Origin of the sequence: Streptomyces sp. NPDC046900 (genome assembly GCF_040644975.1) — a bacterium.
In the GTDB taxonomy this organism is placed as follows: domain Bacteria; phylum Actinomycetota; class Actinomycetes; order Streptomycetales; family Streptomycetaceae; genus Streptomyces.
This window is the reverse complement of the sequence record NZ_JBEYXD010000075.1, coordinates 1-19986: the sequence shown is the minus strand read 5'-3', so window position 1 is coordinate 19986 and position 19986 is coordinate 1. Positions and strand designations below refer to the sequence as shown.

Annotated in this window: 17 protein-coding genes; 3 read left to right on the top strand and 14 right to left on the bottom strand. The window is 71.3% G+C overall.

Annotated elements, in window-relative coordinates; all coding sequences use genetic code 11:
• Positions 1 to 48: 48 nt before the first annotated feature.
• The 7 genes from ABZ904_RS39980 to ABZ904_RS39950 form a co-directional block, all read right to left on the bottom strand.
• On the bottom strand, positions 49 to 606 hold the full coding sequence (locus ABZ904_RS39980; RefSeq protein WP_361829020.1) for a GAF domain-containing protein: 558 nt from the start codon (positions 604 to 606) through the stop codon (positions 49 to 51).
• Positions 603 to 1202, bottom strand: coding sequence for an ATP/GTP-binding protein (locus ABZ904_RS39975; RefSeq protein ID WP_359397383.1), 600 nt, complete (start codon positions 1200 to 1202; stop codon positions 603 to 605). Before ABZ904_RS39975 ends, ABZ904_RS39980 begins: the two co-directional genes overlap by 4 nt.
• A complete protein-coding gene (locus ABZ904_RS39970) occupies positions 1180 to 1551 on the bottom strand; it encodes a DUF742 domain-containing protein (RefSeq protein ID WP_361829038.1) in 372 nt (123 codons plus the stop codon). The genes ABZ904_RS39975 and ABZ904_RS39970 overlap by 23 nt, the downstream gene beginning before the upstream one ends.
• Before the next feature lie 2 nt (positions 1552 to 1553).
• Positions 1554 to 1976, bottom strand: a complete 423-nt coding sequence (locus ABZ904_RS39965; RefSeq protein ID WP_359397385.1) for a roadblock/LC7 domain-containing protein — start codon at positions 1974 to 1976, stop codon at positions 1554 to 1556.
• 48 nt (positions 1977 to 2024) lie between these two features.
• The gene (locus ABZ904_RS39960) at positions 2025 to 4019 is read right to left on the bottom strand and encodes an ATP-binding protein (RefSeq protein ID WP_360998975.1); all 1995 of its coding nucleotides are present in this window, start codon (positions 4017 to 4019) and stop codon (positions 2025 to 2027) included.
• Positions 4020 to 4733: 714 nt separating this feature from the next.
• Positions 4734 to 6905 (bottom strand): SpoIIE family protein phosphatase, encoded by a 2172-nt coding sequence (locus ABZ904_RS39955; protein ID WP_359397390.1) that lies wholly within the window; start codon positions 6903 to 6905, stop codon positions 4734 to 4736.
• 235 nt (positions 6906 to 7140) lie between these two features.
• Positions 7141 to 8331 carry an MBL fold metallo-hydrolase gene (locus ABZ904_RS39950; RefSeq protein ID WP_360998973.1) on the bottom strand — a complete coding sequence of 397 codons (1191 nt, stop codon included), beginning with the start codon at positions 8329 to 8331 and terminating at the stop codon, positions 7141 to 7143.
• Positions 8332 to 8668: 337 nt separating this feature from the next.
• Here ABZ904_RS39950 and ABZ904_RS39945 point away from each other — a divergent pair, with 337 nt between their 5' ends.
• Together ABZ904_RS39945 and ABZ904_RS39940 are read left to right on the top strand one after the other, a co-directional pair.
• Positions 8669 to 9859 (top strand): Glu/Leu/Phe/Val dehydrogenase dimerization domain-containing protein, encoded by a 1191-nt coding sequence (locus tag ABZ904_RS39945; protein ID WP_360998971.1) that lies wholly within the window; start codon positions 8669 to 8671, stop codon positions 9857 to 9859.
• 35 nt (positions 9860 to 9894) lie between these two features.
• A complete protein-coding gene (locus ABZ904_RS39940) occupies positions 9895 to 10494 on the top strand; it encodes a TetR family transcriptional regulator C-terminal domain-containing protein (protein WP_360998969.1) in 600 nt (199 codons plus the stop codon).
• A gap of 200 nt (positions 10495 to 10694) precedes the next feature.
• Here ABZ904_RS39940 and ABZ904_RS39935 read toward each other — a convergent pair whose 3' ends face one another.
• Positions 10695 to 11480 carry an SGNH/GDSL hydrolase family protein gene (locus tag ABZ904_RS39935; RefSeq protein WP_359397419.1) on the bottom strand — a complete coding sequence of 262 codons (786 nt, stop codon included), beginning with the start codon at positions 11478 to 11480 and terminating at the stop codon, positions 10695 to 10697.
• 319 nt (positions 11481 to 11799) lie between these two features.
• Positions 11800 to 13872 (bottom strand): alpha-galactosidase, encoded by a 2073-nt coding sequence (locus ABZ904_RS39930; protein WP_360998967.1) that lies wholly within the window; start codon positions 13870 to 13872, stop codon positions 11800 to 11802.
• A gap of 225 nt (positions 13873 to 14097) precedes the next feature.
• On the opposite strand from ABZ904_RS39930, the gene ABZ904_RS39925 reads away from it, so the two are divergent.
• The gene (locus ABZ904_RS39925; RefSeq protein WP_359397401.1) at positions 14098 to 14895 is read left to right on the top strand and encodes a tyrosine-protein phosphatase; all 798 of its coding nucleotides are present in this window, start codon (positions 14098 to 14100) and stop codon (positions 14893 to 14895) included.
• Positions 14896 to 14926: 31 nt separating this feature from the next.
• On the opposite strand, the gene ABZ904_RS39920 is transcribed toward ABZ904_RS39925, so the two are convergent.
• The 5 genes from ABZ904_RS39920 to ispG form a co-directional block, all read right to left on the bottom strand.
• On the bottom strand, positions 14927 to 15037 hold the full coding sequence (locus tag ABZ904_RS39920; protein WP_359397421.1) for a DUF6126 family protein: 111 nt from the start codon (positions 15035 to 15037) through the stop codon (positions 14927 to 14929).
• Between the two features lie 35 nt (positions 15038 to 15072).
• Positions 15073 to 15690, bottom strand: a complete 618-nt coding sequence (locus ABZ904_RS39915; protein ID WP_361829015.1) for an XRE family transcriptional regulator — start codon at positions 15688 to 15690, stop codon at positions 15073 to 15075.
• Between the two features lie 73 nt (positions 15691 to 15763).
• Positions 15764 to 17164 (bottom strand): aspartate aminotransferase family protein, encoded by a 1401-nt coding sequence (locus ABZ904_RS39910; RefSeq protein ID WP_360998965.1) that lies wholly within the window; start codon positions 17162 to 17164, stop codon positions 15764 to 15766.
• The gene (gene dxs / locus ABZ904_RS39905) at positions 17161 to 19056 is read right to left on the bottom strand and encodes a 1-deoxy-D-xylulose-5-phosphate synthase (RefSeq protein WP_359397407.1); all 1896 of its coding nucleotides are present in this window, start codon (positions 19054 to 19056) and stop codon (positions 17161 to 17163) included. The genes ABZ904_RS39910 and dxs overlap by 4 nt, the downstream gene beginning before the upstream one ends.
• 158 nt (positions 19057 to 19214) lie before the next feature.
• The coding region (ispG, locus tag ABZ904_RS39900) for a flavodoxin-dependent (E)-4-hydroxy-3-methylbut-2-enyl-diphosphate synthase (protein ID WP_361829012.1) at positions 19215 to 19986 on the bottom strand (772 nt) is incomplete at its 5' end.

The following is a 19986-nucleotide window of genomic DNA, read 5'->3' as shown; positions in this document are numbered from 1 at the left end:
CGCCGGAGGTTCAGCGAGCACAGACCACACTGTACGGCCGACGCGGCCTCATGCCCGGTACTCGCGCTGCGCGATCCGCTCCGCCAGCTCCGCCGCCAACGCCTTGATGGTCTCCAGACCGGCCCGGCCCCAGGGGCGTGGTGCGAGGTCGACGGCGCAGACCGTGCCGAGGGCGATGCCCGTACTGTCGACGAGCGGAGCGCCGAGGTAGGAGCGGACGCCGAGTTCGTCGACGGCCGGGTTGCCGGCGAAGCGTGGATAGTCCTGGACGTCCTCCAGGACCAGTGCCTTGCGGCGCACGACGACGTGCGGGCAGAAACCGTACTCGCGGCCCAGGTGCCGGACCGGTTCCCTGGATCCGTCCTCCCGGTCGAGGACGGCGGTGAGCGGACGGTCCCCTGGCTGGTGGAGTCCGGCGAAGAACTGCCGGTGTTCGCCGACGAAGTTCACCATCGCGTAGGGCACCGCGGCCACAGCGGCCAGCCGGTCCGCGAACGCGTCGAACTCCGGCTCCGGGCGCTCGCCGATGCCGAGCCCACGCAACCTGCCGGCACGCGCGGGGGCGTCCTTGTCCTCGGGGGTCAGCAGCAGCCGTCTTGGAGTCATGCGCGGACTCCACGGTCTGAGGCCGCCGCCGGGGCGAGGGCGAGGAGGTGACGGACGAGCGTGAGCAGGGTCTGCACCCCCGAGCTGGAGATCCGGGCGTCGCAGCGCACGACGGGGATCTCGGACGCGAGGTCGAGGGCGGAGCGCACCTCGTCCGCGTCGTAGCGGTGGGCACCGTCGAACTCGTTGACGGCCACCACGAACCCGAGGCCGCGCTGCTCGAAGAAGTCGACGGCCGCGAAGCAGTCCTCCAGACGGCGTGTGTCCGCGAGGATCACCGCGCCGAGCGCGCCCTCGGACAGCTCGTCCCACATGAACCAGAAGCGTTCCTGTCCGGGGGTCCCGAACAGGTACAGCACATGCTGCGGGTCGAGCGTGATACGGCCGAAGTCCATCGCAACGGTGGTCTCGACCTTGTTCCCGACGCCGTCGAGGCTGTCGACGGCGGCGCTGACCGTGGTGAGCAGCTCCTCCGTGCTCAGTGGCGCGATCTCGCTGACCGCGCCCACGAAGGTCGTCTTGCCTACTCCGAACCCTCCCGCCACCAGGATTTTCAGCGCGGTGGGGAAGGGATCAGAGCTGCCGTCGTAATCCATCGAGCACTGCCTCCAGAAGGGACCGGTCCGTGGGGTTGTGGTGGAAGGCGGGGGGTTTCGTGGTCAGCGCCCCGCAGCCGACGAGGTCCGACACCAGGACCTTGGTGACCACCGCCGGCAACTTCAGGTGGGCGGCGACCTCGGCGATCGAGACCGGCGCCCGGCACAGGTCGAGGGCCTGGGCGTGCTCGGGGCCGAGGTAGCCGCGGGGGACGGTGCCGGTGACCATGACCTGGGACAGGAGATCGAGGGCGGTGGCCGGCCTGGTGCGGCCGTTGCTGACGGTGTAGGGGCGCACCAGCCGCCCGGCCGCGTCGTCGAGCCAGGGGCCGTCGCCGACCGCGGTCACGCTCATGGCCTGGGCGCCGTGGGCCGGCGGGGCGCTGTCATCAGATAGGGCCGCACGCTCTTGACGAGCATCGCCATCTCGTAGCCGAGGACCGCCGCGTCCGCTTCACGGCCGGCGAGTACGGCGAGGCAGGTGCCGGAGCCCGCCGTGGTGACGAACAGCAGGGTGGAGTCGAGCTCGACGACCACCTGCCGGACGTCACCGCCGTCCCCGAAGCGGACACCGGCGCTACGGCCGAGGGAGTAGAGGCCGGAGGCCAGGGCGGCCATGTGGTCGGCGCTGTCCGGGTCCAGGCCGTGGACGGATTTCACGAGCCCGTCGCAGGACAGGAGCACCGCGCTCGTGGTGTGCGGTACGCGCTGCACGAGGCCGCTCATCAGCCAGTCGAGGTCGGGGACATGGGCAGTCGGCACTTCGCTCGCCATGGTGGATCGACTCCTTGGGGTACGGGTCTGCGGGAGCGGTCGGTGTGGTCATCCGGCCGGTGTGGTCCCGTCGTGCCGGGCGGTCGGGTCGTGGTCGGGCATGTGTGGGGGGCGTGGTTCGGCCGTGTCCGCCGGGTCCACGGCGGGCGCGCCGGAGGCGGGCGCCGACGCCGGTCCGTCACCGTCGAGCGTCGCGTCCGGCGGGACGTCGATGTGCCCGGAACCGTCGGAACCCGTGGGGGCGTCCGCCTCGGAGCGCCCGGGCTCGGGCGTCTGCTCCGCATCCGCGCGGCCGATGCCCCGCTGGAACGCGGCCATCAGGCCCGGGTCGTGGCCGATGTGCCGGTCGGCGTCCTGGCGCACGGGCGGCGTGGGGCCGCCGCGCAACTGGGGTGCGATGTGCTCCTGGGCGCGGCGGCGGGGCAGTTGGGGCTTGCTCATCGTTCCGCGCACGGGGCCGAGCAGCGGCGCCGGCGGTCCGCCGGCGTTCCGGTCGACGGCCGTCCGGTCATCGCCGCGGATCCCGGGCATCGCCTCCGCGGGGTTGGGTCGTGGTCTGTCGGCGTCGCGTACGGGCAGCGGCGATCGGCTGTGGCCGGCCAGGCCCGGATCGTCCTCCGGCTGTCGCGGTCCGGGAGGCCCCGAGTGCTCGGAGACGGTCGGGGACGGCCCTGCGTGCCGACCGCCCCGCGGTGGGGGAATCTGGCGGTCCGGGCTTTGCGGGACGGCCTTCTGCGGTCCCGCGACACCGGGCGTCACGCCTGGAGTTGCGAGCGGCCCCGTCACCGTGACCGTCCCGCGCGACACCTCCCGGATGGTGCTCGCGGACACGGTCGGGGCCGGCCCGAGCAGGTTCTGCGGCACGACGAGCACCGCCTGCACACCGCCGTAGATGTTGGACTGCAACCGGACGTGGATGCCGTGGCGGCGGGCGAGCTGGGAGACGACGAACAGCCCGATGCGGCCGTCCGCCAGCAGGCTGGCGACGTTGACCTGGTCGGGATCGGCCAACAGGGCGTTCATCCTGCCCTGTTCGGCCGGTGGCATGCCGAGCCCGCGGTCCTCGACCTCGACGGCGAGGCCCGAGGTGACGAGGCCGGCGCGCAGCAGCACCTGGGTGTGCGGAGCCGAGAACACAGTGGCGTTCTCGACCAGTTCGGCCAGCAGATGGATCACGTCGGCCACGGCGTGTCCGCGCAGCGTGCCGTCGATCGGCGGCACGAGCTTGACCCGCGAGTACTGCTCGACCTCGGCGATCGCCGAGCGCAGTACCTCGGTCATGGACACCGGATGGCTCCACTGGCGGCGAGAGACGGCACCGCCGAGCACGGCGAGGTTCTCGGCGTGGCGCCGGATGCGGGTGGCGAGGTGGTCGACGTGGAAGAGGCCCTTGAGGAGGTCGGGGTCCTCGATCTCGTTCTCCAGCTCGTCCAGGATCGAGATCTCCCGGTGCACGAGCGACTGAAGGCGCCGGGCCAGATTGACGAAGACCTCGAGCTTCTGTTCACTGCCCGTGTGGCTGGAGAGCTGGGCGGCCTGGACGACGGCGGCGACCGCGCCGTCGTGGGCGCTCGCCAGCTCGGCTGCGAGCAGGTCGAAGTCGTCCGCGTTCACGGCCGGTTCGGCGCGTCGTGGCCGCGTGGGCGGCGCCTCGCCGCGACGCAGCACCTCGAGCAGGGCACGCAGCTCGGCCTCGCCGCGCGCCCCGGCGCGCCGCAGTGACGCGAGCCGGTCGGCGACGGACCTGGCCGCGCGGCGGGCGGCCACGGCGGCGACCACGATGCCCACAAGGCTCACTCCGAGGGCGCCCGCGAGCACGGCCCAGAGCGTGGCGGTCGGGCGGGCGCCGGTGGAGCGGACGGTGAAGAACACGGCGGCGCAGGCGCTCAGGGCCACCGCGATCGGTGGCAGGACCGCCAGACGCAGCAGCTGGGGCCGTATCCCGGTCTCGCGCGATGAGGGCAGGGGGCGGACGGCGGGCCGCCCGTGCCGCCCGCCCTCGTGGCGGTCTACGCGTGCGGCCGGTGCGCGGAGGTGAGACATCGGCGTCCTCGTGCTGGGTGCGTCGGGGGCGTGGGGGCTCCCGCGGTTCTGCGCCACTCGGGCATGCGCCATCGCGGCGTCGGCCGGGAGAACCGAAGAACTCGGCCCTGTGTCGCCCGATGGCAACTCAGAGTAGTCGCCGACGCGGCAGGTGCGGTGGGCTGTTGACAAAGTCCTCCGGAGAGCTTCCCGCTCTGGTATGAGGGGTCGTACGACAGACCGATAACCCCGCCGACGGGCGCGTTCTCGTGAGCCAACGAACCGATCAATGCTGGTCAGATGCGGTCACAATCAAAAGAGAGGACCGAGGAGCCCTACGCTCCCCGACCCTCGCCTCCGGTCCGAAAGCCGACCGGAAACCCAGCCCGCCGGAGCCACTTCCGGCTCCCAGGAGCCCCCTGCACCCCAGTAGGAACGTCACCCGGCGTGTCGGCGGTCGGCCTCGCTCGGGGCCGGCGGCCCTCGGGCCCGACCGCCATCCCGCGCCACCACGGCTCGGCCGGGAGGGTCTCGACCGTCGGTTCGAAGGGCTCACCGGGGTGCGGCAGAGCGACCGGCTCACCCGCCGCCTGCGCCGCGCGACCGTCCCCGCGCCTTGCCGCGCCCGTTGGGCGGGAAGACGCCGCCGGGCGACGGCATCGCCTGCTCTGACAGCCACGCCGCGCACGCCAACGCCCCCGCATTACCGTTGTGGCTGCCGCGGCCCCGTGAGCGTCAGGCGGCGGCGAGAACCAGTGCGGCTTGGTCGTCAAGGCTGGCGTTGCCGGCGAACGCGGTGACGGCGCTCGTGACGGACTCGATGAGGTCGGCAGCGGTGGGCGTCGTGGCCCGGACCGCGACCAGCGCGTCTGCCAGACGGCCCTCACCGAAGAACTCGCCGTCGGCGCAACGCGCCTCGGTGATGCCGTCGGTGGCCAGGATGAGACTGTCGCCGTGGCGCAGCTCGACAGCGCAGGGGTACAGGTCGGGGTCAGGCCCGATGCCCAACAGCAGTCCTGGACCGGCGATTTCCTCGACCCGGCCGTCGGCGTGGCGGACGAGAGGCGGTACATGGCCCGCGCGGATCAGCGTGAGCGCGAGGTGGGACGCGGAATGCCGCAGTTCGCCGTAGACGAGCGACACGAACTGGCCCTCGTCGCCAATGCCGTCCCTCAGCGCGTCGTTGATCGCGGCGACCACCGCGGCCGGATCGCGCAGGAGGCGGGCGGCGGCGCGTGCGGTGTGGCGGACCAGGCCGGTGGTGGTGGCGGCCAGCGCACCACGTCCGCACACGTCGCCGATCATGAGCGCCCAGCGGTCGCCGGGGAGCGGGAACACGTCGTAGAAGTCGCCGCCGACATCGAGCCCTTCGCCGGCCGGATGGTACGAGGTCGCCAGGGTGGCACCGGGAATCGTGGGCAACTCGGGAGGCAGCAGGGCCTTCTGCAGATCGCGGGCCAGCCGGACCCGGTCGGTGAACTGGTGGGCGTTGTCGGCACTCGAAGCGGCCCGGCGGGCGAGTTCCTCGGCGAGGGCGATCGTGTGGCTGTCCAGGGGCAGATCGGTGGACAGGAGTGTGAGCACGCCGAAGGTGCGGCCCCGGGTCCTCAACGGGACACAGACGTAACCGGTGATGCCGGAGTGTGCGCACGGACCACCCACCTGGGCGGTCTCGGTGGTCCCGGAGGCCAGCGCGCCGGCGACCGCCGTGTCCATCGCGTCGCACAGTACGGAGGACGCGAGGAGCTCTCGCCCCTCCCGGGTCGAGGCAGCGACGGCGATGCGCCTGGTCCGGCCGTGCTCGACGACGTGCACGGCGCACAACGGCGCGAGGGCCGGCACGGTCAGCCGGGCCATGCGCTGCAGGCAGTCGGCATAGTGCGGCTCGCTCGCCACGGCGGTGCTGGCTTCCAGCACGAAGGCCAGGTCCTCATGGGCCACCTTCTCGCGCTTCTGGGCTGCGTGGCTCGCCTCCACCGCGCGATGCCGTTCGATGGCCAGCGCGGTGATGCGGACGAATGCGGCGCTGAGTGCCAGGTCGTTCTCCTCGGGAGCCCTCGGAGTGCGGTGGTACATCGCGAAAGTGCCCAGCAGTCGGCCGCCCGCGTCCTGGATCGGTGTGGACCAGCACGCCGCGACTCCGGCCCGCCGGGCCAGATCGCGGTAGTCCTTCCAGAGAGGATCGGTGGCGATGTCGGTGACGATCACCGGCTCCCGCCGGTGGGCGGCCGTGCCGCACGAGCCGACGCCCTCGCCGATGAGCGCTCCGTCGATCCCCTGGTTGTAGAAGTCGGGCAGGCACGGGGCGCTGCCGTGCCGGAGGCGCCGTCCATCGGGATCGAGAAGCTGCACCGAGACGATCGTGCCGGGTGAGAACTCCTCGATCACCTTGGCCATCCCGCCCAGAGTCTCGTCCAGCGGTGCGTCGCGTGCGATCTGCTCCAGCAGCGCGCGTTGCTCGGCGGCCAGGAGACGCTCGTGGTGGTACCCCGTGGTCTCGACGGCGATCACCACTATCCCGTCGACCTGGCCCGCCGCGTCCCGGCGGGGTTCATAGGTGAAGTCGAAGAAGCGCTCCCGCTGCTTGCCCGGACAGCCGAGCAGGAGCCGCACGCCCCGGGCCCGGTACGCCCGGCCGGTGCGGTGGACGGCGTCGAGCCGTTCCAGGAGGCCCTGCGCAGCCACTTCCGGAATGAGCTCCCCTATCGGCGCGCCGATGCGCACGCGTTCAGGCCCCACGACCTCCGAGAACGCCGAGTTCGCCGCTTCCAGCAGGTGTCTCGGGCCGCCCAGTGCAGCAAAGATCACCGGCGCTTGCCCGAACAGAACCTCGTACTCGTCGCGCCGTCGGTCGACGACGCCGGGACGTTCTGTGTCCGAGCTGTGGTGACCCGGATGTATGGACATGACAGGCTCTCGTCCCCTGTCTTCTGCGCTCGCCTCCCCCTCACGTCCTTTCTACTGTGACACAGGTTCTCAGTGGAACCAGACCGATCAAGCGCACCGCAGGCCCCGCCGCGATCGCCGGGTTCTGTCCGCACAAGGGCATGGTGGCAGCCCTCGCCCCGCGGCCACGCGCGGGCCCGGACGTCACCGACCGCCGAGCCCGCTCCGCGGTTCTGCTCTTCGTCCGGCTCCGGTGTCAGCGGTCGCCCGCGAGGTCGAGATCACCCTCGGCGACCGGCGAGGCTTCCGGCCTCTCGACTCGGCGCCACGGCCGTTCGAACGGCGTGGACACCGCGCGCCACCACGGGTCCGCAGGGGGGTTCTTCGACGGCTCGAAGGGTTCCCCGGGCCTGGGCAACGCCACGGCTTGTCCCACTTCCTCGCCCGCGTCCTTCGTCCACTCGCCGGGCTCGGCCCAGGGGTGCAGCGCCAGGTTGAACGTGGCCCAGTGGATGGGCATCATCACGCCCCCCGGCCGCCCGCCCTGGAGGTCGAGGTGGGCCCTCATGCCCTCCTCGGGGGTCATGTGGATGTCGGGCCAGAACTCGGAATAGGCGCCGATCTGGATCATCGTGGCGTCGAACGGGCCGTGCTCGGCTCCGATGTCCTTGAAGCCCTCGAAGTATCCGGTGTCGCCGCTGTGGTAGATCCGGTGCTCGTCGCCGGCCACCGACCAGGACGCCCACAGCGTGTGCTGGGTGTTGCGCAGACCGCGGCCACAGAAGTGCCGGGCCGGGGTGGCGGTCAGGGTGATGCCTCCGACCTTCGTCGACTCGTGCCAGTCCAGTTCGCGCAGCCGGTCGGCCGACACGCCCCAGCGCTCCAAGTGGGCGCCGACGCCGAGGGGTATCGCGAACACGGTGTCCGTGCCGGCGAGGGCCTTGATGGTGGGCAGGTCGAGGTGGTCGTAGTGGTCGTGGGAGATGACCACGACGTCGACCGGCCCGAGCGCGGCGAGCGGCAGGGGCACCGGGTGCAGCCGCTTGGGGCCTGCGAAGTCGAAGGGGGAGCAGCGCTCGCCCCAGACCGGGTCGAACAGGACCCGGTGCCCGTCGATCTCGGCAAGCACGCTGGAGTGCCCCATCCAGGTCAGCCGCAGCCCGGTCGCCGGGGGGCGGGCCAGATCGGCGTACGTCGTCGGGTGCACCGGCACGGTGCCGGCCGGGGCACGGCGGACGCGGTCGTCCTTGCGGAAGTAGGACTTCGCAAGCTCGAACGCGGAGCCGCCCGAGGGCCGCGTCCTGGTGCCCTCCGGGTTCACGAAGGCGCCGTCCGCGAAGTGCGGCGATCTGCGGATGCGCGCCAGGCGCTCCCCGCTCGGATCCGCGCCGAAGGCGACGGGCCGCAGCGCGCGCAGCCCCGAGCTCAGGGAACGGGAACCGGTCACGGGACCTCCAGGGAATCGGTGAGGGGTTCCATTATGGTCGGCCCCTCTGACATCACCGGGTCGGCCGTGTCACACCGCGATGCCCCGGCACGGGGCGCCGTACAGGTCTGGTCGTCACCTCCACGGGGCGCCGGGTCCGCCGTACCGGAGGCGCCTCCTGGCCCGTCGGCTCGCTCCGCCCCGCGAGGCTCGCTCTCCTTCCGCGGCACGCAGCGGTGTGGCAAGGTCCTCGGTCCCGGGAACGCGCCGAGCGCCGGGCCGGTCCGCGCTTCGAGACGGGCCCTCCCGCTACCGAAGGCATGCAGGCAACTGAACGGCGGTTCAGTACAGTGGGCGCATGACCACCGATCGGGGCGCTCCCCTCATGACGCTCGTCTGGACCGACCATGTCACCGGCCGACGGGGCTATCTCGTCGTCGACCGCCTCGTCAGGGGCGTCGCCAGCGGCGGGCTGCGGATGCGGCCCGGCTGCACGCTGGACGAGGTGGCCGGGCTCGCACGCGGCATGAGCATGAAGGAGGCGCTGCACTACGACCCGAAGGCCCGGTACGTCCCGCTGGGCGGCGCCAAGGGCGGTATCGACTGCGACCCCCGGGCCCCGGAGGCGTACGACGTCCTGGTGCGCTACCTGCGGGCCATGCGGCCGTACATCGAGTCGTTCTGGACCACCGGTGAGGACCTCGGGCTCACCCAGGACCTGGTGGACCGCGCGGCCGCCGAAGCGGGACTTGTGTCCTCGATCCAGGCCGTCTATCCGCTTCTCGACGACGAGGCGGCGGCCCGCAAGCGGCTCGCGGACGCCTTCGCCGTGGAGGTGGACGGCGTCGGACTCGACGCGCTGGTCGGCGGGTGCGGGGTCGCCGAATCAGTGCTGACCGCCCTGGACCGGGCCGGAACTCCGTATGCGGGAACGCGCGTGGCCGTGCAGGGATTCGGCACCATGGGCGGCGCCACGGCGCGCTTCCTGGCCCGCGCGGGCCTGACGGTCGTCGCCGTCGCCGACGTCAAGGGCACCATCGCCAACCCGGACGGGCTCGACGTCGAGGCGCTGCTCGCCGCGCGCGACGCGTACGGAGCGGTGGACCGCGGCGCGCTGCGCCCGGCCGACCGTGAACTGCCCGGCGACGCCTGGCTCGCCGCCGAGGCCGAGGTGCTGGTGCCCGCGGCGGTCTCGTATGCCGTCGACACCGGGAACCAGGCGCGGATCCACGCGCGATGGATCGTGGAGGCGGCCAACATGCCGGTGCTGCCCGAGGCGGAGGAACTGCTCACCGCACGCGGGGTGACCGTGCTGCCGGACGTGGTGGTCAACTCCGGTACGAACGCCTGGTGGTGGTGGACCTTGTTCGGCGACATAGGAGCCGAGGCGCCGGAGGCGTTCGCGTACACACGGCGCTCCATGCGTGCCCTGGTCGGCCTGGTGCTGGACAGGGCGGAGACCGACGGGACGAGTCCCCGGGCTGCCGCCCACGCCCTTGTGGCGGACCGGCTGCCGGTGATCGCGGAGCGGTTCGGCTGGTATCGGTGACGTAGTGTTGGCGTGTGACGAGGGTGCGGTTGAGCGTGGCCCAGCGGCGTGAGGAACTGCTGCGGGCCGCCGTCGAGCAGATCGAGGAGCGGGGCGTTGCGGCGGTGCGGATCGCCGATGTGGCCTCGGCCCTCGGGGTGAGCAACGCGCTGGTGCTGTACCACTTCTCGACGAAGGAGAAGCTCGTCGCGGAGGCGTTCGCGTACGCCGCCGAGGGCGACCTCGGGCATCTGCGCAAGCTGCTCGGCCGCCGTACAACTGCGCTGCGGCGCCTCAGGTCCGCGGTGCGCTGGTACGCGCCGACCGGTCAGGCCAAGGGCTGGCGGCTGTGGATCGAGGGCTGGGCCGCGGCTCTCCGCGAGCCCGCGCTGCGAGAGGTCACGCGGGACCTCGATCGCCAGTGGAAGGCCGCGATCACCGAGGTCGTGGCGGAGGGGGTGGCCGCGGGCGAGTTCCACTGCCCCGACCCGGCGGGCACCGCGTTGCGGCTGACCGCGCTGCTCGACGGGCTCGCCGTGCAGATGACGACGTACGAGGGGACCGTGCCGCGGGCCCGGGCCCAGGGGTGGGTGGACGACGCGCTCGCCCGTGAACTGGGGCTGGAACGCACGGCGTTGACCTCGGCGACGGCCTGACGTCCACGCGCTGGAAGAGAGCGGGCCGGCACAGCCAGGCGCCGCTGGGCCGTACGACACCCTCTGAGACTCGGGGTCCGGGCACATGGCCGGCGCCGCAGCACGCCCACAGAGCCGCGGGCCCTCACACATGGGCCGCACCGCGCCCCGGCAAAGTCGAAGGCCCGGGCACAGGGCCCGGGCCGTGTCCGACGCGGCGGTCAGACCGCCTTCGCGATGCGCATCTTGATGTCGTCGGGCGACAGCGTGCCCTTCGCCACGACGCGGTCGCCGGAGGACTCGCCGCGCAACCGGCGCCCGATCCACGGGACCAGGTACTCGCGCGCCCAGTGGATGTCGTCGCGCCGCACGTCCAAGGTCCCCCGCGGCGGCAGCGGCGGCCACGGCTGGTCCGGGTCGGCCGGCACCTCCAGGCCGAGCACCTGGCCCGCCCGCAGGGCGACGCGGGTGTGACCCTCGGGCGAGAGGTGGAGACGGTCCCCGTCCCAGGCCCGCCGGTCCTGCACGGTCCGCAGCGACCAGAGGTCGAGGACCGGGCAGCCGTACCGGTCGGCGATCGCCCGGACATGCCCGTTGTACGTGGCGATCTTGCCGCGCAGGTGCCTGAGCACGGGCACGCCGCGGGTGTCGAAGCCGGTCGTCACCATGACCGTGCCGACCGCGGAGGTGAGCTCGGCGACGGCGCGCTCGAAGCGCTCGGCGACGTCGTCGGGGTCGGTGCCCGGCCGGATGATGTCGTTGCCGCCGGCGCAGAACGAGACCAGGTCCGGGGCGAGTTCGAGGACCTTCGGAACCTGGTCCGCCACGATCTGGTCGAGCAGTTTGCCGCGCACGGCGAGGTTCGTGTAGTTGAAGTCGTTCTCGGGCCGCCGGTCGGCGAGGAGCACCGCGAACCGGTCGGCCCAGCCGACGAACTGTCCGTCGGGGCCGGGGTCGCCGACGCCCTCGGTGAAGCTGTCCCCCACCGCCACGTACGACCCGATCACTGATCCGCCGTCATTCTTCGAATCGTCTGCCACGTCGGCCCATGATTCACCTTGGGATGTGAGCTACGCGACCGTAGGGAAGGGTTGACGGGCGGTGAGATAAACCACTCACGAAGTGTGGGCCGATCCGGAATAACCCTCTGAGCAGCGGTGTTCAGATCTGCCACTGGAGCAGGAGCCTGGCCCGTCAGCCGACGCTCACGTCGGAGCCGTAGTCCGGGGTCGTACAGATCTCGAAGTGCGCTGCTCACATACCGTTTACCCAGGAGCCCTCATTCCAGGGCGAGCTAGAACGAGGGCTCCAATTCGGGCAGAACTCTCAGATGCGACGCAGCCGGACGACCGTCGCATCGAAGTCACCGTGCAGCCCGGTCGGCAAACCGTGATGCAACAGCACGGCACCACGGTGCACTTCGCCCGTTTCGCAGCATTCATACGTCGCCGTCGGGTCGAGCCCGCGCAGCCGCAGCGGGGCGACGGGCTCCCCGTAGTGCTGCGCCTGGAGCCAGGCGAGGATCACCGTCTCGTCGCCGAGCACGTACTGGACCGCGCTCAGCCCGCCGGCCGGCGGCCGCAGCCGGTAGAGGTCACCGCGCTGGACCACCGGGCGGATCTCCTTGTAGAGACCGACCCAGTCCCGGGACTCCGCCAGCTCCTCCTCGGTCCACTTCGTCAGGTCCCCACCGACACCGAGGACCCCGGCCATGGCACTCACGAACCGGAAGCGCAGCGAGCTGACCCGCCCGTTGAGCTGGGTGTTCGGACTGTCGGTGACCCAGGCGGCCATGACCCGGGCCGGATGGATCTGGCTGAAGCCGTACTGAATGGCGAGCCGGTCCAGCGGGTCGGTGTTGTCCGAGGTCCACACCTGGTCCGTGCGGCTCATGACTCCGAGGTCGATGCGCCCGCCACCGCCCGAGCAGGACTCGAAGGCGACGCCGGGGTGCGCGGCCCGCAGCCGGTCCAGCAGTGCGTACAGGGCCCGTACGTGGTCCACCCAGAGCCGCTGCGGATACGCCTCGCCGGGCCAGCCGGCATCGGTGAAGCAGCGGTTGAAGTCCCACTTCACGTAGTCGACCGGGGCGCTGGAGAGAAGTGCGTCCAGCTGCTCCCACAGGTACTCCTGGACGTCCTCGCGGGCGAGGTTCAGTACGAGCTGGTTGCGGAATTCCGTCCGCTTCCGCCGGGGCTGGTACTGCACCCAGTCGGGGTGGGCCCGGTAGAGGTCGCTGTCCGGGTTGACCATCTCGGGCTCGACCCAGATCCCGAACTGCATTCCGAGGGAGTGCACATAGTCGGCGAGCGGCTTGAGGCCGGAAGGGAACCGGTCGGGGTTGGGCCGCCAGTCCCCGAGCCCGGCGCGGTCGCTGGTGCGCTCTCCGAACCAGCCGTCGTCGACCACGAACAACTCGACCCCGATCTCCGCCGCCCGCCGCGCGAGCGCCTCCTGCTGCTCCTCGGAGATGTCGAACTCGGTGGCCTCCCAGGAGTTGTAGAGCACGGGGCGGTCCCGGTCCGCGTCCGGTATGACATGGGCCCGCTGATACGCGTGCCAGGCGCGGCTCGCCTCCCCGAATCCGCCGTCGGTCCACAGCCCCGCGAAGACGGGCGTCGTGAACGTCTGCCCCGCCGCCAGGCGCAGCAGGCCGGAGTCGTCGGACCCCGCCCCGCCGGTGATCTGCACACGGGCGTCCGGCAGCTGGGCCACCGCGATCCGCCAGCTGCCCGACCAGCCGAGCGCACAGCCGTAGACCTCGCCGCGCTCCTCGGTCGCGTCCGTGTCGAGGGCGACCCAGGGGAGGTGCTGGTGCCCCGTGTGGCCGCGGCGGCTGCCGATGACCTTCTCGCCGTAGGTGAGGGCGGACCGCGCGAGCCTGGACTCGGCCGCCCAGCGGCCGTGCAGCTGGGACAGACGCCAGCCGTCGCGCTCGGGCAGGGTCCAGGCGGCGGAGTCGGCGCGGAGGAGCTCGACGGGCCCGGGACCGTCGTTGGCGAGCGTCACCCAGCGCTCCACGACATCCGCACGCATCCGGTAGTGGAGCGTGATCAGAAGCCCGGCGTCCCTGAACCGCAGCCGCAGTTCGTCGCCGTCGGCCTCGGCCGTCTCGAAGGTCCACTCGGTGCCGCGGCGCTCCTGTGTGCGGGCGGAGAGGGCGGGGCGCACAAAGCGGGGGCCGCCCTCCACCGGGTACTCCTCGCGGCCGTCGAGCGGGGACTCGAAGGGCCAGTACCGGGGCTCGGGCAGGGCCGCGAGCGCCTCGGCGTCGGGGAGCGCGATCCGCGGGCCCCAGTGCAGGTGCAGCAGCTCGCCGCCGTCGGTGAGCCGCAGCGCGTAACTGCTTCCGGGCCCGGACAGCAGCCAGGTACGACGGTCGGCGCTGATCTCCAACATAAGACCCCCCACAGATCCGAACAGGTACGATCAGACCTCAACATCATCGGGGGTGGCATGCCTCGTGGGCAACGCCCAGGGCACGTCGAGCGAGGGTCCCACGCGGGGTCGGCGCAGGTTCAGCCCGGCGTCCGGCCTCCGACGATTGCCCGATAAACCTATGTCGTATCGTCGAAGCGCGCCCCGTCGGCGAACAGCGCCGGCGGACGGATGGGAGGAGCCCCCGTGACGCAGCAGGTCCCGTCTACCGAGCCCGAGCTGACCGGGGTGCGCAACTTTCGTGATGTGGGCGGTCTGCCCACCGTGGACGGGCGGCGTGTGCGGCACGGAGTGCTCTTCCGCAGCGGTCACCTCGCGCATGCGACGGAGCAGGACGCGGCGTTCCTCTCCTCGCTCGGACTGCACACGATCTTCGACTTCCGCAACGCGGCGGACCAGAAGCTGGAAGGGCCGGACGTCGAACTGGCGGGGGTGCGCAACATCAACCTTCCGCTGACCGACCCGGCGGACGGTGCCGAGTTCTGGAAGATGGTCCGCGACGGCGATCTGGATCAGTTGCGCGCGCTCCTCGACGACGGCAAGGCGGCCAACCGCATGATCGTCTCGTACCGCACGATCATCAAGGAGCGCACGGCCGAGCACTCCCAAGTGCTGCGCGCGCTCGCCGAGGACAGCGTGCCCGCCCTCATGCACTGCGCCGCCGGCAAGGACCGCGCGGGCCTGTCGATCGCGGTCACGCTGCTGGCCCTCGGGGTCGAGCGCGAGGCGATCGTCGCGGACTACCTGGAGTCCAACGCGAAGCACCGCCGGTACAAGGTGCACCGCAACGGTTCCTCGCCCGACACGTACTCCCCCGAGGTGATGGAGCTGCTCAGCCCTCTGTTCGACGCGCGCGCCGAGTATCTGGCGGCCGCGATCGAGACCGTCGAGGAGACCTGGGGCGGCGTCGACGTCTACGTGGAGCGGGGCCTCGGGATCACCCCCGCGGTGCGGGAGCGGCTGCGCGCCCGGCTGCTGGACTGAGCCGCTTCCGCTCCCCGCTGCGCGACCCCGCCTACTTCGCGCCGACCTCGAACAGCAGAAAGATGAAGCCTGCGAAGAGATGGCCGACGGCGATGTAGACGATCAGCCGGATCCACAGGGCACGGGGGAACTTCTCCTCCATGGACCTGCGCTGGGGGCGGGTCTCCGGTTGCTCTGTCACAGTGTTTCTCCTGGGGTGGGTCCGAGGCAGAGCACCGAGACCGGGCTCTGCAGCAGGGTGTGGACGAAGAGCAGCTCGGTGCCGCCCTGGTCGGCGGCATCGAGGCGGTGCGGGGTCAGGGAGTCGAAGTGCGCGCTGTCGCCGGGCCCGAGCACGTGCATCGTGTCGCCGAGGCGCAGCCGCAGCCGCCCGCTCAGGACGTACAGCCACTCCTCACCGGGATGGACACGCACGAGGTCGCCCTGGGTGCCGTACGGGACGTGGACGCGCAGGGCCTGCATACAGCGGCCCGGCGCGCCGGCCTGCCAGTAGGTCCAGCCGCCCGCCCGCGTCGGCTCCATGTCGGGGGCGCGGACGACCGCGTCGGGATCGGCGACGGTCTCCCCCAGCAGTTCGGAGACAGTCGTACCGTAGATACGGGCGAGTGCGAGCAGCATCGGCAGCGAGGGCTGGCGCTGCCCGGTCTCGAGCCGGGACAGATGTGCGGGCGAGAGCCCGGCGGAACGGGCCGCGGCCTCCAGGGTGAGCGAGGCACGGCGGCGCAGCGCACGCAGCTGCGGCGCGACGGCGGGCAGGTCCACGCCGTTCCCGGACTCGTTCTCGGGAGAGCTCATGCTCTCCATTCAGCCGCAGCTTTGCCTCCGCGGCAAATTTCTTGCCTCAGAGGCAAAGCCCCCCGGGATGCGGCTAGCGGTTGGCCACCGCCTGCTTGATCAGTGTCTTGCCGAAGTCCCACATGAGTCCGCTGCCGCTGTGGGCATCGTCCATGACCGCGGTGAAGGCCTCCACGAACCGGTCGACGTCCTCTTCGCCGATGATCAGCGGCGGGATCAGCTTGATCACCTCGAGGTGGTCCCCGGAGACCTGGGTGAGGATGCGGTGCCGTTGCAGCAGCGGGACGACCACCATCTGTGCGAACAGACCCTTGCGAGCGGCCTGGAGCATGGACCACCGGCCGCGCAGCTTCAGCGAGCTGGGCCTGCCGAACTCGATGCCGATCATCAGGCCCCGGCCGCGCACGTCGCTGAGCAGCTCGTACTTGTCGACCAGCGCCGCAAGGCGGGACTTGAGCTGCTCCCCGACGGCACGCACGTGCGCGACGGTCTGCTCGTTCTCCATGACGGACAGGACGGCGAGCCCGGCCGCCATCGCTTGCGCGTTGGACCCGAAACTCGCCGAGTGCACAAGCACCCGGTCCATGGACGAGTAGACCTTCTTGAAGATCCACTCCTTGCCGAGGGTGGCGCCGACCGGCACATAGCCGCCGGAGAGCGCCTTCGCCACGCACACCAGGTCCGGTTCGACGCCGCTCTCGTGCTGGTAGGCGTAGAAGTCCCCGGTCCGGCCGAGCCCGGTCTGCACCTCGTCCGCGATCAGCAGCGCCTTGTGACGGTGCAGCAGCTCCTGGGCCGCCGCCAGATAGCCCGGCGGTGCCTCGTGGACGCCCTTGCCCTGGATCGGCTCGACGATGAGGCCCGCCACGTCCCCCTTCCTCAGTTCCCGGGCCAGGGCCTCGAGATCGCCGAGCGGGACCGCCGTGTCGGGCAGCAGCGGGGAGAACCCGTCGCGGAAGCCGTCTTCACCGTTCACGGACAGCGATCCGGTGGTCAGGCCGTGGAAGGCGTGCTCGCAGTACAGGATCCGCGGCTTTCCCGTGGCGAAGCGGGCGAACTTCAGCGCGGTCTCGACCGCCTCCGTGCCGCTGTTGCCGAAGAAGACCCTGTCCAGATGGGGGCTGTGGCTGAGCAGCTTCTCCGCCAGCAGCCCGGGCAGCGGCTGGCAGTCGAAGCGGGTGAGGTCGGCGAGCTGGGCGTCCAGGACGTCGTGCAGGGCCTTGCGGACCACGGGATGGTGGCGCCCCAGACCCATCACGCCGAAGCCGGCGAGCATGTCCAGGTAGTCGGCGCCGTCCGCGTCCCAGAAATGGGCGCCCTCGGCCCGCTCGTAGACCTTGTCGAAGCCGATGGTGTGGAGCATGCGCGGGAGCTGGTGGTTGAGGTACCTGGCGTGCAGCTCGTAGCGCTCGGCTCCGCGCTCGGCCAGGAGCGCGCCGAGGTCGAACTCCCGGTTCCGGGGAGGGGTGGTCATGCGTGTTTCTCCTTGGCGAGCTCATCCTTGGCGGTCAGGCAGGCGCTGATCCGCCCCGCGACCTCGACGGGCGTGAGCCCGATGTCGGCGAGCACCTCGCTCCGCTTGGCGTGCGCGAGGAACTGCTCCGGAATCCCGAACTGCCGTACGGGGACGTCGATGTCGGCGTCGCCGAGCGCCAGCACGACCGCCGAGCCGACGCCGGCGGCCCTGCTGTTGTCCTCCACGACCGCGACGAGCCGGTGCTCGGCGGCGAGGCCCGGCAGCGCGGGGTCGACGGGTTTGACCCAGCGCGGGTCGACGACCGTGCAGCCGATGCCGCGAGCGTCCAGCAGGTCGGCGGCCTGGAGGCAGACGGACGCCATGACGCCGACGGCGACCATCAGCACCTCGGGCCGGTCCGCGCGGTGCAGGACGTCGAGTCCGCCCACGCGGTCGACCGCCGGGACCGCGGGGCCGGCGGACTCCTTCGGGAAGCGGATCAGGGTCGGCGCGTCGTCCACCGCCACCGCCTCCCGCAGCTGCGCCCGCAACTGGTCGGCGTCGCGCGGTGCGGCGATCCTGAGGCCGGGCACGACCTGCAGGACCGACATGTCCCACATCCCGTTGTGGGACGCTCCGTCGACACCCGTGACCCCGGCCCGGTCCAGGACGAACGTGACCCCGCAGCGGTGCAGGGCGACGTCCATGAGGAGCTGGTCGAAGGCACGGTTGAGGAACGTGGCGTAGACGGCGACCACAGGGTGCAGCCCCCCGGTCGCCAGACCGGCCGCGGAGACGACCGCGTGCTGCTCGGCGATCCCCACGTCCCACACCCGTTCGGGGAAGCGCTCCGCGAACTTGGCCAGGCCCACCGGGTGCAGCATGGCCGCCGTGATCGCCACGACGTCCTCGCGCTCCTCGCCGATCCTGACGATCTCGTCGCCGAACACCGACGTCCAGGACGGGCCGTCCGACGGCGCCAGGGGCTCGCAGGTCAGCGGGTCCATCACGCCGACGGTGTGGAAGTGGTCCTCCTCGTGGGCGAGCGCGGGCTCGTAGCCGCGGCCCTTCTCGGTGAGGCAGTGGATCAGCACGGGCCCGTGGAAGCGTTTGGCGCGGCGCAGCGCCGACTCGACGGCCCGGATGTCGTGTCCGTCGATCGGGCCGACGTACTTCAGGCCCAGGTCCTCGAACAGACCCTGCGGCGCGAACGCGTCCTTGAAGCCCTTCTTGGCGCCGTGCAGTGCCTCGTAGACGGTGTTGCCGACCACGGGTGTGCGCTGGAGCATGTCCTTGCCCCAGGCCAGGACCTGTTCGTAACCGTCCGTCGTGCGCAGGGTGGCCAGGTGGTTGGCGAGGCCTCCTATGGTCGGCGCGTACGAGCGCTCGTTGTCGTTGACGACGATGATCAGCGGACGGTCCTTGGCGGCGGCGATGTTGTTGAGCGCCTCCCACGCCATGCCACCGGTGAGTGCGCCGTCGCCGATGACCGCGACGACATGGCCCTTCTCCCCCTGCACGTGGCGGGCCTTGGCGAGACCGTCGGCCCAGCCGAGCGCGGTGGAGGCGTGACTGTTCTCGATGATGTCGTGCTCGGACTCCTCACGCGACGGATAGCCGGACAGGCCACCTTTGCCGCGCAGTTTGGAGAAATCCTGACGCCCTGTCAGGAGCTTGTGCACATAGCTCTGATGACCGGTGTCCCACAGGATGCGGTCGACCGGGGACTCGAAGGCCCGGTGGAGCGCGATGGCGAGCTCCACCACCCCCAGATTGGGCCCCAGGTGACCACCCGTCCTGGCCACGGCGTGGATCAGGAACTCCCTGATCTCCTCGGCCAGTCGGCTCAGCTCCGCCTCGGACAGCGCCTTCAGGTCCCGTGGTCCCCGGATGTTCTCCAGAATCGTCACGCTCAGGCCTCCCCTGTTCTCAAGAGCTCGGTTCACCTCCGGAGCGGCGCAGCCGGTACGGGCAAGGCGGCCGTGCCCGGCCCTCTTTCGCCGGGCCTGTGCACGGTCGCCTTCCCGGCACCGTCGCGTTCCTTCGGCTCACTCGCTGATTACTCCGGTCAAGCGACGGTGGTGCCGGGCGCTCCCGGAGTGGTGACGGTCGGGCCGCCGGACGCCGCGCCGTCCTTCTCCATCTGCTCGGCGAGCTTCATCGCCTCTTCGATGAGCGTCTCCACGATCTTCGACTCCGGCACGGTCTTGATGACCTCGCCCTTGACGAAGATCTGGCCCTTGCCGTTACCGGAGGCGACACCCAGATCCGCCTCCCGGGCCTCACCCGGACCGTTGACGACACACCCCATGACCGCCACCCGCAGCGGGACCTCCATCCCCGTCAGGCCCGCCGTGACCTCCTCGGCCAGCTTGTACACATCCACCTGCGCACGACCGCAGGACGGGCAGGACACGATCTCCAGACCACGCTCGCGCAGCCCCAGCGACTCCAGGATCTGGGTGCCCACCTTGACCTCCTCCACCGGAGGAGCCGACAGAGACACCCGGATGGTGTCCCCGATGCCCAGCGAGAGCAGCGCACCGAAGGCCACCGCCGACTTGATCGTGCCCTGGAAAGCGGGACCCGCCTCCGTGACACCCAGATGCAGCGGGTACTCGCACTGCTCCGCCAGCTGCCGGTAGGCCTCGATCATCACAACCGGGTCGTTGTGCTTGACCGAGATCTTGATGTCCCGGAAGTCGTGCTCCTCGAACAGCGACGCCTCCCACAGCGCCGACTCCACCAGCGCCTCCGGCGTCGCCTTGCCGTACTTCTGCAGCAGCCGACGGTCCAGCGACCCCGCGTTCACCCCGATCCGGATCGGCGTGCCATGGTCC

Bases quoted from the DNA above. Each gene is read 5' to 3' on its own strand.
- ABZ904_RS39980 (WP_361829020.1), bottom strand. From the start codon at position 606: ATGACTCCAAGACGGCTGCTGCTGACCCCCGAGGACAAGGACGCCCCC.
- ABZ904_RS39975 (WP_359397383.1), bottom strand. From the start codon at position 1,202: ATGGATTACGACGGCAGCTCTGATCCCTTCCCCACCGCGCTGAAAATC.
- ABZ904_RS39965 (WP_359397385.1), bottom strand. From the start codon at position 1,976: ATGGCGAGCGAAGTGCCGACTGCCCATGTCCCCGACCTCGACTGGCTG.
- ABZ904_RS39960 (WP_360998975.1), bottom strand. From the start codon at position 4,019: ATGTCTCACCTCCGCGCACCGGCCGCACGCGTAGACCGCCACGAGGGC.
- ABZ904_RS39955 (WP_359397390.1), bottom strand. From the start codon at position 6,905: ATGTCCATACATCCGGGTCACCACAGCTCGGACACAGAACGTCCCGGC.
- ABZ904_RS39945 (WP_360998971.1), top strand. From the start codon at position 8,669: ATGACCACCGATCGGGGCGCTCCCCTCATGACGCTCGTCTGGACCGAC.
- ABZ904_RS39930 (WP_360998967.1), bottom strand. From the start codon at position 13,872: ATGTTGGAGATCAGCGCCGACCGTCGTACCTGGCTGCTGTCCGGGCCC.
- ABZ904_RS39920 (WP_359397421.1), bottom strand. From the start codon at position 15,037: ATGGAGGAGAAGTTCCCCCGTGCCCTGTGGATCCGGCTGATCGTCTAC.
- ABZ904_RS39915 (WP_361829015.1), bottom strand. From the start codon at position 15,690: ATGAGCTCTCCCGAGAACGAGTCCGGGAACGGCGTGGACCTGCCCGCC.
- ABZ904_RS39910 (WP_360998965.1), bottom strand. From the start codon at position 17,164: ATGACCACCCCTCCCCGGAACCGGGAGTTCGACCTCGGCGCGCTCCTG.